Raw genomic sequence first — 13,272 nt, 5'->3', positions numbered from 1 at the left:
AAAGTGGACTGGAACCGTCATGAGGATGAGCAGGTCCAGCAAGAGATCCACGACGCTATCCGAGCCACTTATCTCGAGCTTGGCTTCGAACTAATCGATGTTCCTGCCCTCTCACCGGAAGAACGAGTCGAGTTCATCCTCGAGCGCCTTTAATCGGGAATATCCCCGGCTTTAACCCAGTTACCATTACTAGTGGGGGAACGTTCTGAGTTACTCCCTGTTTTACTGGAGGTAACACATGGCCATCGTCCTTTCTATTCTTGATTTACTCCTCGCAATCGTCTTTGTTTTTGCTGGATCGACCAAGGCGTTCCAGCCTGTTGAGAAGCTTGAAACCAAGATGGCCTGGGTCAAGGACTACACCCCTCGCACCGTCAAGCTCATTGGGTGGGCTGAACTCCTCGGTGGAGTTGGCCTGATTCTTCCCGGCATTGTTGGCCTGGGTATCTTGCAGTTCGCTGCGGCACTGTGTTTGGCAGCACTCATGGTTGGCGCTGCAATCTGGCACTTCCGCAACAACGATTCCAAGGGCGCCATTCCCAGCATTGTGCTAGCTGCGCTTTTGTTGCTACTTGCCTCGTTTATGGTCTTCTAACAACGTGTGGAGAAAGGGTCCTTCGGGACCCTTTCTTTCGTTTAAGGACCTAGCGCTGAGGGTCGAGCACGTTGAGGCGTCGTCCGCGCACCTCTGAGGGGTCGAGCTCCATCCAGACGTAATCCTGGTCGGGAGCGAAGTCCACGATAGGGAGCTGGTCTAGGACCTTGGCTGCTTCGTCGTTTGTCATTGTTCTGACAATTCCCAGAGCTACGGTGCTGGAGAAGTGACGCATTAATTGCCAGCCAGACTCAAACGCCACTAAGCGCCCATCGGTTTCCTTGCGCAAGCGGGATTCAGCGCCCGTGCGGAAGTAAATTTTCCAGTTGTGAACAACATAGGAGACGGGATAGATGTCCGGTGCACCCTCGCGGGCGCTCGCAATGCGGCCTATTTGATTGGCCTGGATAATCTCCCACGATTCTTCATCGTTGAGGTGATCAATGGGGTATTCGCTCATGGTGATGCTGTCTTTACTGGAGGGAGGGATTGCTTGAGTTTATAGCCCAACATGCAGAATCCTCGAGAAATGCTGGCATCGCGTAGCCTGAAGTAATGAGCGATTTAAACGAAGTAGGCGACCGCGACAACTGGATCTGCTGGTTGTGTGACACTGCTGTGGATCCTGATGCTTCGGTGAATTCTGATCGCGGTCCCAGCGTGGACAGCTACTCCGTTGCCAAGACCAAGAAGAACGTTGTCACGGTGGAGCGTTTAGCTCACCGCGACTGCAACACCATGAAGGGCAAGAAGGCTCCGGTTGTAGCTTGGTCACCTGAGCTACTCGTGGTGGACCCATCTCCCATCGTGGCAACCGTGGATCGCCTGCAACGCAAGGGTGGCCGCGAAGTAATTGCCCGTTGCCCTAGCCAGGAAGATGCTGACTTGGCATCAGAGTGGTTGCTAGACCGACTTTCTCGCTATGCGCCTGACCTAGCTGTGTCCACCCAGATCACTTCTGGTGGCGGTCAGTTCATGTTGTTCTTGCAGGCTGACTAGTCCAACTCGTTTCTCATTTTTCACTGGGTGACTTTTTCAAAACTTCCCTGAAGCCCCAGAAGTTAGCTTTGAGTGAACAATGGGCACTTCGGTGTGAGTTAGCTGTGAATTCACTGGAGTGCAGAGCTTTTCCTTTGGTAGTTTGGCACTAAGTGAGTGGTGCAGTTAACACGCTGCATCGAAATCACGTCAAAGGAGAAATTGTGGAATCCGCAGGAAAATGCCCCGTCATGCACGGCGCACAAACAACCACCGGTAAGTCGAACATGGACTGGTGGCCTAACGCCCTCAACTTGGACATTCTTCACCAGCAGGATTCGAAGACGAACCCACTTGGTGAAGGCTTTGACTACCGCGCGCAGGTGAAGCAGCTTGATGTTGCTGCACTCAAGAAGGACCTCACCAACCTCATGACGGATAGCCAGTCATGGTGGCCTGCAGACTGGGGTCACTACGGCGGCCTCATGATCCGTATGGCATGGCACTCCGCAGGTTCTTACCGCACCGCTGACGGTCGTGGTGGCGGAGGAACCGGTAACCAGCGCTTCGCGCCCCTGAACTCCTGGCCTGACAACGTCAACCTGGACAAGGCACGTCGTCTGCTCTGGCCCATCAAGAAGAAGTACGGCAACAAGGTCAGCTGGGCTGACCTCTTTATCCTTGCTGGAAACGTTGCCTACGAATCCATGGGGCTAAAGACCTTCGGTTTCGGCTTTGGTCGCGAAGACATCTGGCACCCTGAGCTCGACACCTACTGGGGTTCTGAGAAGGAATGGCTTGCACCTTCTGATTCTCGTTACGGCAACCTCGAAGACCCCTCCACCATGGAAAACCCACTGGCTGCTGTTCAGATGGGTCTGATCTATGTAAACCCTGAGGGTGTCAACGGTAAGCCTGACCCCCTCAAGACTGCCCAGCAGGTTCGTGAAACTTTCGCTCGCATGGCGATGAATGACGAAGAAACCGTTGCACTGACCGCGGGTGGCCACACCGTCGGAAAGACGCATGGTAACGGTGATGCTGCAAACCTCGGCCCTTCACCAGAAGGTGCTGACGTCACTGAGCAGGGCATGGGGTGGATGAACCACACCACCCGTGGAATTGGTCGCGACACCGTCAGCTCCGGTATCGAAGGTGCATGGACCACACACCCCACAAAGTGGGACAACGGATACTTCTACCTCCTGTTCACCTATGACTGGGAGCTCAAGAAGTCGCCAGCGGGTGCACAGCAGTGGGAGCCCATCAACATCAAGGAAGAAGACAAGCCTGTCGATGTTGAGGATCCCTCGATCCGATACAACCCCATCATGACCGATGCTGACATGGCCATGATCAAGGATCCTGCCTACCGCGTCATCTCGGAGCGTTTCTACAACGACCCCGCATACTTCTCTGAAGTATTCGCTCGTGCCTGGTTCAAGCTCACTCACCGTGACATGGGACCCAAGGTTCGTTACGTCGGCCCAGAAGTTCCAGCTGAAGACCTTATCTGGCAGGACCCTGTTCCTGCGGGCAATGCCAAGTATGACGTTGCTGCTGTAAAGGCAAAGATCGCTGCAGCAGGCCTGTCCATCTCGGACATGGTCTCCACTGCTTGGGATTCTGCTCGCACCTACCGCGGCTCAGACATGCGCGGTGGTGCCAACGGTGCACGTATCCGCCTGGAGCCTCAGAAGAACTGGGAAGGCAATGAGCCAGAGCGTTTGACACGTGTCCTTTCTGTCCTCGAGCCCATCGCAGCTGAGACCGGCGCCAGCGTTGCTGACGTCATCGTTCTTGCTGGAAACCTGGGTGTTGAGCAGGCTGCCAAGGCAGCTGGCCACAACATCACGGTTCCTTTTGCTCCAGGACGCGGTGACGCAACCCAGGACATGACGGATGCTGAATCCTTCGAGCCCCTCGAGCCCATCCACGATGGTTACCGTAACTGGCTCAAGAAGGACTACACCGTCAGTGCAGAAGAGCTCATGCTTGACCGCACTCAGCTCATGGGCCTCACCGCTCCTGAGATGACCGTGCTGGTCGGTGGCATGCGTGCCCTCGGCACCAACCACGGCGGTTCCAAGGTCGGTGTTCTCACCGAACGTGAAGGCCAACTGACGAATGACTTCTTCGTCAACCTGACCGACATGAACTATGCCTGGGAGCCTGCCGGTAGCAACCTCTACAACGTGCGTGACCGTAACAACGGTCAGGTGAAGTTCACTGCATCACGAGTTGACCTTGTGTTCGGTTCGAACTCCATCCTCCGCGCCTACTCCGAGGTTTACGCACAGGACGACGCCAGCGAGAAGTTCGTGGGCGACTTTGTCGCCGCTTGGGTCAAGGTCATGAACGCAGATCGTTTCGACCTGACTGCATAGTCAACAGAACAAGAAGTAGGGCACTGGAGAAATCCAGTGCCCTTCTCTGTTGCTGGGGGAGCGAGATTGCTAACGTGAAGCCATGATCGGATACGAAGTCAACAACATTGGTGCCCCAGATAGCTGGCGTGAGTTCTATGGTGGCTTTGTACCACAGACCTCCCGGCAGGGTCGCCGCGTCGTCGATCACGAGATGACCAACCAATTCATCGGAATGACGGCAAACGCCTATGCACCCGGCGAACAAGCTGGCTATTGGCACACCCACTCTGAGATTGAAGAACTCTATGTCTTCCTGGAGGGCACAGGCCAAATGGGTCTTGATGGCGACATTGTTGACGTGGGGCCAGGATCGGTTGTTCGCGTGGGTCAAGGGGTCTGGCGAACCTGGCGAGCGATGCCAGATAGCGATGGCGAACTTCGTTGGCTCTGTATTCGAGCAGGAGCTAGCGAACTCACCAACTATCCCCACGATGCAACAAGGGATGAAGAGCGCGCTGCGCCCTGGTAAAGCTCTTTAGTACTCGCCCTTGACCACGAAGTAGCTGCCACGAATAGTGCCGGCAAGCTTGGACTTCATTCGAGCGAACTTGAACTTGCCCAGCTCTTCAGGGATCTCCATGCCATCTGAGAGTTTGAAGCCCACGGCACGCTTCTTGTTGTCGTTGACGGTGTAGAGAACGTTGACGGCAAGGCCGCTTTCATAGAACACGTAGGTCCATCGCGTGAGACCCTCTGCAGCTTCGATCATCATCTCGGTGACCTCGAGTGGTGTGGACGAGACCACGATGTCACGCTCGAGCAGAACCTTGGCCACATAGGCCACGAGTTCAGGTGCTTCGCTAGCGGGAGTGGTCTCAAACAAGAGGTCGTACTTGTTCTTGAAGTAGCGGGCCTCGTTGGCGCGGAGGCCAGCTAGTGCGTCAGCCCAGGGTGAGGACTCAAGTCCTGAGGTGGAGACGGTGACGAAGTCGACGGGGGTTCCCAAAATAGTTCCTTTATTGAACGATTGAACTAATTGAGTTTAGTCTCCGGCGATTGATAACTATCACTGCAGATTAGAGGGTAATAACGTTCAGGCTTTCACTCTGTGCAGCAAGTGCCAACCTGGCATCGAGGGTGGCGAGAAAAGCATTGTGTTCAATCGCGGTGTGAAGAACAAGTGCGTCAGGCATTCTCAACTGTGTGCGTGCGCGGACGTAGGCAAGATTGATGCTTCCTGCCTGATCGAGCTGAGAAACCTCTATTCCAAGCGAAGAGATGTTTCTCATCATCACATCCATCTGCCCATTACGTGCAGGATGAACCATTGCTTCGGAAAGTGTGAGTGAGGAAATAACGAGTTTGTCCTCAATAGAGTCAACGAAGAGATCAAGAGCCCATCCATGATGAGCGTCATGTGAAGCGAGAAGTGCAATCAGGACGTTGGCGTCCAGAACAATTACTCGGGCCATTCGTTCAACAACTCTTCACGCCAGCCATCCGGCCAAATGCCGTTCATCGAGCCTGCTACCTGTCGGATTACTCTTTCTTTTTCGAGTTTCTTATTTTCTGCTCGGAGATGCACAGTCTCCATGCCTTCGGACAGAATTTTCTGAAGAAGTTTGCTTCTCTCTGAAGCAACTTCTGGCCACAAAGAACTCGCTTCATCGAGCGCGCGAGCAAGGGGTGCAGTCTCGGTAATCATGTGACGCTGACGTGCGGTGGGCATACCTAAAGTGTAACACTTGAGGCAAAGTGTTACACCTAGATTTTTTCTACATCACGTGGTCTGGGTTCATCCAGAACACGTCCCACAAGTGACCGTCCAGGTCTTCAAAGCCCCAGCTGAACATAAAGCCCATGTCTTCAGGTTCATTCAAGCGGCGGGCACCCATCGCGAAAGCTTTCTCGGTGAGAGTCTTCACTTCTTCAGCTGAATCTAAAGACAACGCAAGGATTGCTTCGGTGGTGTCCTTGGAAGCAATCTTCTTCTGAATAAAGCTTTCAAACTTGGCGTGCTCGAGCAGCATCACAAAGATGTTCTCGTTGATGATCATGCAGGTGGACTGCTCATCGGTGAACTGAGGGTTGAAGGTGAATCCCAGTTCCGTAAAGAACTCAACCGACTTCTTGAGGTTGGCAATAGGGAGGTTCACAAAGAGGGAATTAACCATCCCCACACACTACTGGAGGAGAGTTATGCCTTGCCAGAGAGGGTAAACACTTCAAGATCCCACCATGCTGACATAGGGAGTTCCTTGACTGCAGCCTCTGCCGCAACCGCATCCTCTGCATCAAGGTTGATGAAGACTTTGCCCTGTGGCACAGCCAAGAAAATCTGACCCATGCGCCCCGCCGCCTGGAGTTCCTTGACCTTGAGCTTCTCTTCTTCAACGACTTTCATCACATCAGACATGTCTGTGCCGGGCTTAAAGGTGCTGATAACCATGAACTCGCTCATGCGGAGCCTCTCGTGAATTTCGTTTTCTATTGGTAACGTGAAGCTAGCAGAATTAGTTAAGTTACTCAACTAATTGAAACCCAGCATCTTGAGGAAACATGTCCGCACAATCACAACTCCTTGAAGCTAGAAGGCTGGCCCAGTTGTTGCTGTCTGCAACGGAGTTGTCGAAAGAGATCTTTGCTGAGATCGCCCGGGAGGTGGGGGTACCTGTTCAGGTCGCCAGGGCACTGTGTCTGATTGAAGGTCCTACCTCGATGTCTGAGCTCGCCTCAAAGTTCACCTGCGACAAGTCATACATCACCCCACTTGCTGACCAAATGGAAGAGATGGGCCTGTTAGAGAGAGTCCCAGGAGTAGATCGCCGCAAAAAGTTATTAGAACTCACGCCACTTGGCCTCACTGCTCAAACACAGCTTGAAGCACAGATTGCCCTACGCAGTCCGGTGATGGTTTCTCTCACCCCCACTGAGCGAGAAACATTAGAACAACTCTTAGCCAAACTCTCCTAGAGTTCATCTCAGGAACATTGAGAGGACACAACTCATGGTCAACTACGAAGTAGTCAATGTTGGAGCACTCGAACAGTGGCGAGACCACACCGGTGGGTGGAGTGATCACAACACTCGGGAGGGTCGCCGTGTTGTTGATCATGAGTTCGACAACCAATACATCGGTCTCACTGTCAATGCCCTCATTCCAGGCCAAGAAGACGCCTACTGGCATGATCATGCCGAGGTTGAGGAGGTTTACATCTTCCTCACCGGTCGTGGCCAGATGGGGCTCGATGACGATGTCGTTGAGGTCGGCCCTGGCACAGTGGTCAAGGTGGGTCAGCAGACCATGCGCACCTATCGCTGCCTACCGGAGAGCCCAGATCAATTGAGGTTTATCTGTGTGCGTGCAGGTGGCAGTGAACTGGGCGTCAAGCCCACAGATGCAACAGTGGACTGGGATCGGCCAAAGCCCTGGTAATTCTGGAATAAACCTAGGAAGTAATGATTCCTATTTCTGGCAGACCATGGTGGTTGAGCGCTCAGGAGTTACGTCAGGAATTCCACAATAGGAACAACTGATTCCGTAATCCTCAAGATGGTCCAGATCAGCCCCAAGATGCCAATGGCTATCAACACAACTGTGGTGATTTTCGAGCTCCACTGCGGCAGTGTTTTTCTGAGAAGGACGAGACACAACCCCACCACGCTCACAACAATGACTTGAGCAAAGTCAACGCCGAGGTTGAAGCTGATAATTGCTGCAGCATGCTCTGACGTGGCCAAGCCAAGTTGGGCCAAGCTCGAGGCGAAACCAAGTCCATGAACCAAGCCCACCGCTGTTGCAATAATCCAATACTTTTCCCATTCCACCCGGGTGAGGGCAGCGAAGGCAGTCACGGTTATGGACAGGGCAATGACAGGTTCTACTATCCCTGAGGGGACACTCAGCACCTGGAAATAGGCCAAGGTGAAGCTGAGTGCATGTCCCAAGGTGAACGCAGCAATGAGTTTGACCGCTCGCAGCCAATTGCGTTTGTTCACGGCAACTTTGAATAGTCCCAGTGCAAGCACGACCAAGAAGAGAAGATGATCGGCCCCATAAGCAATGTGGTCAATGCCCTGCAGCAGAAAAGTATTCACGCTTGCCCAGAAGCCGAACTCGAACACTGCAACACTCTCATCGTTGAGCCCCGAAACAAGTGTGGTCTCGCCAGATTGGAAGATGAGTTGTGTGTCCAGTGACGGGAAAGCCCAGCGAATCTGTGCGCTTCGGACAGATTCGCCCGGAGGCGTTGTGAGGAACGCCACCGCAACTGTCGACGTTGCGCTCACGCCTTGTTGGCTACTGAAGTCCGGAGGATTGATCCAGGCAGTGGTGATGGGCAGCACCTCGCCATTGCATTCGATACGTGTGTTCTGGTGCAGGGACTCGAGCAGATCTCCATTAACCCTCGAGAGTTGCTGGTAGAACTCATTTTCTTCAAGAGCACCGCTGTCATTGTCATCGGTGAAACCCAAAGCAGTAAAGGCAATTTCTGCCTCACCCATGAGCTTTTCAGGGCTGGCTTTAATAACCACCGTTTCCGTGGAGTAGGCATGCGCCCACACCGGGAGCGGATTGCCCAGAATGATCAGAGCCGAAATGGCACAACTGAGTAATCCCAGCAGCACAACTTTCATGCCAGTGGTTTCACTAGGTGTTGTCGTGCGCAGAGGATGACTCAACGGTGGTTCTTAAGCTGTTTTTCTGCGCTTGCGGCGAAGCACGACAAAGACAACGGTAACCAGAGCGCCGATGACGACAACTCCGCCAGTAATAACCCATGGCAACGCCTCAGGTGGAACTGCCATCCCAGTGTCGGGAGGACCACCAGCAGGGCCACCACCGGGAGGGCCACCGGCAGTACTCGTCGAATCAACCGCGGTCACTCCCATAAAGCATTTGATCGTGCGGTTTTTTTCAGCGGACTGCGCGTAGTAGTGGTAGCCATCTGCGTCCGTCGTGCGCCCGTTGCACTCATCAAGTTCAATCGTGCTGTTGGCGGCAAGCGGGGCAAATACTGCAACTCCATCTAGCGCGTAGCCGATGAGCTGTGTTTCAGCATCGGGATCGGTGATGTCAGCGCCATAGTTAGCGCCCTCACAATTTGTGTAGGCGTGCATGTGGTATCCCTCAATGGGGTTGAAGTGTCCACCACAGTCGTCGAAAGCCGCAATTGTGTAGGCGCCCAATATGGCATCAACGGGGGCTGAAGGAGCGATGACTAAACCGTTGAGGGTAACGCCTAAATCAGTTCCTTGAGTAGTGCTCCCAGCAGATGCTTTGACGGGATTGACCGGAACCAGGATCGAAATAGGCACAGCTTCGCCTGTTTCTGTCCATTCATAGATGCCTTCAACGCAGTGGTATTTGTAAGCTTCGTCCACGTCTGGTTTAGCTGCACCTTGGAAAGCTTCCTTGGTGTCGGTGACGTTGACATTTCCTTGCTCGTCATAGAGCTTCCACTTCGCGTCGCCATAGATCTCACTCAAGTCAAGAATGAATTGACCGTCAGCGTCATAGACCTTGCTGCCATCGAGCCAAATTCCTGAGTCTTCAGCCGAGGTGGAAGTGGTAGCCGGACAGAACGGGCCGATGGTGGTGCCCACGGGAGTCCCTGTCACGGTGATGCGATAACAGGTGGTTTCCTCACCGTTGGTGAGAGTGCACGACTCTTCAGTGATGGGGTCCGTAAGTGAACCATCCTTGAACGCAGAGACATCAACGCCCGGAGCCCCTAACGAAACTGCCGGAGTGGAACCTTGGGAAGAGAACAAAACCCAGGTCAAAATCACGGCAATTACCGCCACAACGGCTATCGAGAGACTTGCTACTTTTTTCATGACCGTTCCTTAGGGTTTCTGTGCTGTGCGTTGTGTTCTGTTGTGTAAAGAAGTGATGATCTACAACTTCTTGAAGCTTGAGTCCGGCGTTCCGGTGAAACAACCCATGACATAGGGGTAGGAGTCTGTGACGTAGTAGCCGTATTGGCCATTCACCGTCATGCCGTTACACGCATCGAGTGTGCCCGCTTGTGTGTATTCGTAGTCCTGAATGTAGGTGCCGTCGTAGGAGCCACCGGGGCTACCTTTCCCGCTAGGACGCGTGCCAGCTTTCAGGGTGTAACCAGAGACGGCGTGACGCATCTCTCCCGTTTGGGGGTCGAGATAGTGGGGGCCATAGATAGGAAAGCCATCAGCGGCAAACCCAATTACAGGGGAACCCTGGTTCGTCTCTTCAGGGTCAAATAGCGCGTTGGGATTGCCGTGGTAGTGATACAGACCACCTGGTTGGGTGTGACCGTTGTGAGAGTCTGTCCCAAACCCCACGGGTCCCATGGGGTCTAGCCGCCAGTCCACGGTGGGACCGCAACCGTTAGCAATGTTGCCGTCTTCATCTGCGGCGGCATCATCGGGCTTGTAACACCCATTCGCAATGAGGTCGAGTACAACACCGTTGAGCATGATGGCGTTATAGCTCTGCATGCTCAACGCGGTTGGAGTTGTTGCAGCTTGGGGTGTGCGAGGAATACTCAGTGAAATCTGTTGTTCAGCGACAGGTTCTGCAAAGTGTGCACTGCTGTCGTTGAAGTCGTAGTTCGGTATTGCGTTAGCGCTGACCGTGCAGGATTGGCCGTCTTCAGACACGTCGAATGTAGAGACAAAGTCCATGTCTCGCGTGATGTCAGTGACGTTCGCTTGATAGGTCGCGGAGTACTCCGCACAATCACCGCTCAAGTTGGTGAGCACCACGTTTTTAATGTCCACTACGTCATCTGCTGTCGAGCTCGATGAAGATGACGAGCTCGAACTAGTAGTCGAGCTACACCCAACAAGCGTCACGACAGAGGCTAAACCTAAGACGATCAATGACATGCGGGGGCTCATGGGAGTCCGTTCAAAAGTAGTGAACAAGTGTTCACACAATTTAGTATACAGTTGTTCACAATGTCAACAACTGCAACTTCAGCACCCACACCCGCTCCGGGGAGCGGCGTTCGTCGTGAAGGAAAATTGAAGCAACAGCTTGTTGAAGTGACAATCGAACTCTTGTTGGAACCTCGAGAAATTCGATTTCCCACTATGCGTGAAATTGCACAGAGTGCCGGAGTCGCTCCAGGAGCCGCATATCGACACTTTGATTCTCAGCTCGAGTTGCTCATTGCCGTTGTCGCTGAACTCTTTGCCAGGCTGGAACAGGCACTCCTCAGCGCCGCTGAAGAACGTAACGATGCAGACGGCAAGATTCGTGCAATCTCTCTGGCGTATGTTCAGTGGGGTATCGCCAATCCAGGGTGTTATCAACTCTTGTTCGAGACAACAGATGATCCTGTGTCGTATCAAGAAGCAAATAGGCCGGGGCTTGATCTCATTCAGCAATTGGCAATGCTTGTCGCCGAGCACTTTGACTCAGAAGAACCTCACGTTGAGCAAGCGACACAACTGTGGGTGTACATGCATGGCGTTGTCACGCTCAGAACACACAAAACAGGCATGCCCTGGCAGGTAACTCCAGAAGATGATGTGAACAGATTTGTTGATCTCATTCTGAAGACTGCTTAACGAAAAAGACCGCCACTGTGGGCGGTCTTTTTCTTTGGCGGAAGATGGGGGATTCGAACAGCCCTTTGCTCACGATTTTTTTGTTGGAGTTCCGCTAACACGAGAGATAAGTGAATCAAATGCTCGATCAGATAGCAACCGCCTCAGAGTGACAAGTGGACGCGCTCCAAAGCCAGCCACATATCTAGTCTTTGGCTGCTTTACTGTTGCTGCCCTGGCAATGACATCAGCGATAACTTGCGGTGGCGACTGCATGCTCATCATCCTCGGATTGGTGAAGGAAGCCAACATTGACTTCACTCGATCTGCGTAGGGCCCATTGCCCGATGTTGCCTGTAGTCCTGAGGCGGCAATGTCTAAGAATTCGGATTTGATACCTCCTGGCTCGACAACGACTACATCTATCCCGAAAGGTTTCAGCTCCATGCGAAGGCTGTCGCTTAGTGCCTCGAGCGCGAATTTAGTGCCGTGGTACCAACCACCGAAAGGACCAACTGCACGTCCTCCAACGGATGAGATGTTGATGATTCTTCCACTTCCCTGTTTCCTCATTTGTGGGAGGACGAGCTTTGTGAGCTCCATCGCTCCGAAGACGTTCACATCGAACTGACGCTTTGCTTCTTCCTGCGAGACATCCTCGATTGCACCGTAGGATCCATAGCCAGCGTTATTCACGAGGACATCTATGCGACCGGAGCTAGCCAGAACATTGGCGATTCCGTCCTGCATCGACTTGGCATCGGTGACATCTAGAGCAAGTGGCTTGACTCCCTGGGAGGCGAGGGCCTCGAGGCGGTCTATTCGACGAGCAGCCCCGTAGACGGTGAATCCTTGAGATAGCAGGCTAAGCGCCGCTGCCGAACCGATTCCCGAGGAAGCCCCCGTGATGATTGCGACCTTGTTGTTTGACTCCATGGCTGGCCTTTCGTTAAGATGAACTCAGGTTCCGTTTATTATCCTGAACTATAGTTCACTTTTTGTCAAATTAGGGAGAGACGTGGTGCGAAAGCCCAGGGTTGACTCGGTGCGCAATCGTGGACTGATTCTCGCCGCCGCCCGTCAGGAGATTGCCGAACGCGGTCCCGAAGTTGGAATGGACGAGATTGCCAGTCGTGCTGAGGTTGCGGTGGGTACCCTTTATCGACATTTCCCGACCAAAGAGGCTTTGGTCACAGCAATTGTGGGCGAGTCCATGGAACAAGTTGCCGATGATGCCGAACGTCGTCTTGCATTATGCGAGGCCGGAGAGCCAGCTCGTGTTCAGTTGGTTGCTTTCATCGAAGCATTGATCACACTGTCAGCCGAAAACCAAGCAGTCCTGGCAGCAATGGAGGCAATTGGTGCCTCGAAGGGAACTGATTCGGCTGAGGCACGAGCTACAACAGCTATAACTCGACTTATTGAACTCGGTCACAAAAGTTCGTCAGTTCCTAGTCACGTCACGGTGGAAGATGTCTACATGCTGTTGGCTACTGCGCCCTACGGACAACCAACATCTGTCCGCGACCGCTGGCTGGACCTCATGCTCACTGGCCTTATGACCGAGTGAGCCACTGCGTGGAGCCACGCCTAAATTGAACAATTAAAACTCGAAATTTACGGCGAACCGCACAAGGAACTGCACATGGAGCAACAAAGAACCCCCGAAACCATCTGATTTCTCAGTGATTACGGGGGTTTTCTTTGGCGGAAGATGGGGGATTCGAACCCCCGAGGGCGTTAACCCAACACGCTTTCCAAGCGTGCGCCATAGGCCACTAGGCGAATCCT

General features: G+C 53.3%; 18 protein-coding genes. 8 read left to right on the top strand and 10 right to left on the bottom strand.

Annotation, left to right across the window (positions count from 1 at the left end; genetic code table 11):
* The first annotated feature begins 238 nt into the window (after window positions 1-238).
* Complete coding sequence (locus tag Q0362_RS05170) at window positions 239-595, top strand: DoxX family protein (protein WP_298120743.1); 357 nt, start codon at window positions 239-241, stop codon at window positions 593-595.
* A 49-nt stretch (window positions 596-644) separates the two neighbouring features.
* On the opposite strand, the gene Q0362_RS05165 is transcribed toward Q0362_RS05170, so the two are convergent.
* Window positions 645-1,055 carry a pyridoxamine 5'-phosphate oxidase family protein gene (locus tag Q0362_RS05165; RefSeq protein WP_298120740.1) on the bottom strand — a complete coding sequence of 137 codons (411 nt, stop codon included), beginning with the start codon at window positions 1,053-1,055 and terminating at the stop codon, window positions 645-647.
* A 95-nt stretch (window positions 1,056-1,150) separates the two neighbouring features.
* On the opposite strand from Q0362_RS05165, the gene Q0362_RS05160 reads away from it, so the two are divergent.
* From Q0362_RS05160 to Q0362_RS05150, 3 genes are all read left to right on the top strand, one after another.
* Entirely contained in the window at window positions 1,151-1,594 is a 444-nt protein-coding gene (locus Q0362_RS05160; RefSeq protein ID WP_298120738.1) for a hypothetical protein, read from the top strand.
* A gap of 203 nt (window positions 1,595-1,797) precedes the next feature.
* On the top strand, window positions 1,798-3,960 hold the full coding sequence (katG, locus tag Q0362_RS05155) for a catalase/peroxidase HPI (protein ID WP_298120735.1): 2,163 nt from the start codon (window positions 1,798-1,800) through the stop codon (window positions 3,958-3,960).
* Window positions 3,961-4,042: 82 nt separating this feature from the next.
* Window positions 4,043-4,471: a cupin domain-containing protein gene (locus tag Q0362_RS05150; protein WP_298120732.1), complete on the top strand. Its 429-nt coding sequence runs from the start codon at window positions 4,043-4,045 to the stop codon at window positions 4,469-4,471.
* Window positions 4,472-4,477: 6 nt separating this feature from the next.
* Here Q0362_RS05150 and Q0362_RS05145 read toward each other — a convergent pair whose 3' ends face one another.
* The 5 genes from Q0362_RS05145 to Q0362_RS05125 form a co-directional block, all read right to left on the bottom strand.
* Entirely contained in the window at window positions 4,478-4,948 is a 471-nt protein-coding gene (locus Q0362_RS05145; protein ID WP_298120729.1) for a phage tail protein, read from the bottom strand.
* A 70-nt stretch (window positions 4,949-5,018) separates the two neighbouring features.
* Window positions 5,019-5,414: a type II toxin-antitoxin system VapC family toxin gene (locus Q0362_RS05140; protein ID WP_298120726.1), complete on the bottom strand. Its 396-nt coding sequence runs from the start codon at window positions 5,412-5,414 to the stop codon at window positions 5,019-5,021.
* A complete protein-coding gene (locus tag Q0362_RS05135) occupies window positions 5,402-5,671 on the bottom strand; it encodes a hypothetical protein (protein ID WP_298120723.1) in 270 nt (89 codons plus the stop codon). Before Q0362_RS05135 ends, Q0362_RS05140 begins: the two co-directional genes overlap by 13 nt.
* A gap of 46 nt (window positions 5,672-5,717) precedes the next feature.
* On the bottom strand, window positions 5,718-6,116 hold the full coding sequence (locus tag Q0362_RS05130) for a VOC family protein (protein WP_298120721.1): 399 nt from the start codon (window positions 6,114-6,116) through the stop codon (window positions 5,718-5,720).
* A 23-nt stretch (window positions 6,117-6,139) separates the two neighbouring features.
* Window positions 6,140-6,403, bottom strand: a complete 264-nt coding sequence (locus tag Q0362_RS05125; RefSeq protein WP_298120717.1) for a muconolactone Delta-isomerase family protein — start codon at window positions 6,401-6,403, stop codon at window positions 6,140-6,142.
* 98 nt (window positions 6,404-6,501) lie between these two features.
* Here Q0362_RS05125 and Q0362_RS05120 point away from each other — a divergent pair, with 98 nt between their 5' ends.
* Window positions 6,502-6,915, top strand: coding sequence for a MarR family winged helix-turn-helix transcriptional regulator (locus Q0362_RS05120; RefSeq protein ID WP_298120712.1), 414 nt, complete (start codon window positions 6,502-6,504; stop codon window positions 6,913-6,915).
* A 34-nt stretch (window positions 6,916-6,949) separates the two neighbouring features.
* The gene (locus tag Q0362_RS05115; RefSeq protein ID WP_298120707.1) at window positions 6,950-7,378 is read left to right on the top strand and encodes a hypothetical protein; all 429 of its coding nucleotides are present in this window, start codon (window positions 6,950-6,952) and stop codon (window positions 7,376-7,378) included.
* A gap of 68 nt (window positions 7,379-7,446) precedes the next feature.
* On the opposite strand, the gene Q0362_RS05110 is transcribed toward Q0362_RS05115, so the two are convergent.
* Genes Q0362_RS05110 through Q0362_RS05100 form a run of 3 tightly spaced genes read right to left on the bottom strand, consistent with a single transcriptional unit; the run spans window position 7,447 to window position 10,707 of the window.
* Complete coding sequence (locus Q0362_RS05110; RefSeq protein ID WP_298120703.1) at window positions 7,447-8,625, bottom strand: HupE/UreJ family protein; 1,179 nt, start codon at window positions 8,623-8,625, stop codon at window positions 7,447-7,449.
* 9 nt (window positions 8,626-8,634) lie between these two features.
* Complete coding sequence (locus tag Q0362_RS05105; RefSeq protein ID WP_298120698.1) at window positions 8,635-9,783, bottom strand: YHYH protein; 1,149 nt, start codon at window positions 9,781-9,783, stop codon at window positions 8,635-8,637.
* Between the two features lie 60 nt (window positions 9,784-9,843).
* Complete coding sequence (locus Q0362_RS05100) at window positions 9,844-10,707, bottom strand: YHYH protein (RefSeq protein ID WP_298120694.1); 864 nt, start codon at window positions 10,705-10,707, stop codon at window positions 9,844-9,846.
* A gap of 180 nt (window positions 10,708-10,887) precedes the next feature.
* On the opposite strand from Q0362_RS05100, the gene Q0362_RS05095 reads away from it, so the two are divergent.
* A complete protein-coding gene (locus Q0362_RS05095; protein ID WP_298120688.1) occupies window positions 10,888-11,502 on the top strand; it encodes a TetR/AcrR family transcriptional regulator in 615 nt (204 codons plus the stop codon).
* A 69-nt stretch (window positions 11,503-11,571) separates the two neighbouring features.
* On the opposite strand, the gene Q0362_RS05090 is transcribed toward Q0362_RS05095, so the two are convergent.
* Window positions 11,572-12,417, bottom strand: coding sequence for an oxidoreductase (locus tag Q0362_RS05090; RefSeq protein ID WP_298120684.1), 846 nt, complete (start codon window positions 12,415-12,417; stop codon window positions 11,572-11,574).
* A gap of 109 nt (window positions 12,418-12,526) precedes the next feature.
* Here Q0362_RS05090 and Q0362_RS05085 point away from each other — a divergent pair, with 109 nt between their 5' ends.
* Window positions 12,527-13,051 carry a TetR/AcrR family transcriptional regulator gene (locus tag Q0362_RS05085; protein WP_298120679.1) on the top strand — a complete coding sequence of 175 codons (525 nt, stop codon included), beginning with the start codon at window positions 12,527-12,529 and terminating at the stop codon, window positions 13,049-13,051.
* Window positions 13,052-13,272 lie beyond the last annotated feature (221 nt).

The sequence above is a fragment of the uncultured Aurantimicrobium sp. genome (genome assembly GCF_936931525.1).
Taxonomy (GTDB): Bacteria; Actinomycetota; Actinomycetes; order Actinomycetales; family Microbacteriaceae; genus Aurantimicrobium.
This window is presented reverse-complemented; position numbering and strand designations above follow the sequence as displayed.

Coding starts and splice junctions, on each gene's coding strand:
- Q0362_RS05140 (WP_298120726.1), bottom strand. CDS start 5,414: ATGGCCCGAGTAATTGTTCTGGACGCCAACGTCCTGATTGCACTTCTC.
- Q0362_RS05095 (WP_298120688.1), top strand. CDS start 10,888: ATGTCAACAACTGCAACTTCAGCACCCACACCCGCTCCGGGGAGCGGC.
- Q0362_RS05135 (WP_298120723.1), bottom strand. CDS start 5,671: ATGCCCACCGCACGTCAGCGTCACATGATTACCGAGACTGCACCCCTT.
- Q0362_RS05105 (WP_298120698.1), bottom strand. CDS start 9,783: ATGAAAAAAGTAGCAAGTCTCTCGATAGCCGTTGTGGCGGTAATTGCC.
- Q0362_RS05170 (WP_298120743.1), top strand. CDS start 239: ATGGCCATCGTCCTTTCTATTCTTGATTTACTCCTCGCAATCGTCTTT.
- Q0362_RS05120 (WP_298120712.1), top strand. CDS start 6,502: ATGTCCGCACAATCACAACTCCTTGAAGCTAGAAGGCTGGCCCAGTTG.
- Q0362_RS05130 (WP_298120721.1), bottom strand. CDS start 6,116: ATGGTTAATTCCCTCTTTGTGAACCTCCCTATTGCCAACCTCAAGAAG.
- Q0362_RS05150 (WP_298120732.1), top strand. CDS start 4,043: ATGATCGGATACGAAGTCAACAACATTGGTGCCCCAGATAGCTGGCGT.
- Q0362_RS05165 (WP_298120740.1), bottom strand. CDS start 1,055: ATGAGCGAATACCCCATTGATCACCTCAACGATGAAGAATCGTGGGAG.
- Q0362_RS05115 (WP_298120707.1), top strand. CDS start 6,950: ATGGTCAACTACGAAGTAGTCAATGTTGGAGCACTCGAACAGTGGCGA.
- Q0362_RS05090 (WP_298120684.1), bottom strand. CDS start 12,417: ATGGAGTCAAACAACAAGGTCGCAATCATCACGGGGGCTTCCTCGGGA.
- Q0362_RS05125 (WP_298120717.1), bottom strand. CDS start 6,403: ATGAGCGAGTTCATGGTTATCAGCACCTTTAAGCCCGGCACAGACATG.
- Q0362_RS05160 (WP_298120738.1), top strand. CDS start 1,151: ATGAGCGATTTAAACGAAGTAGGCGACCGCGACAACTGGATCTGCTGG.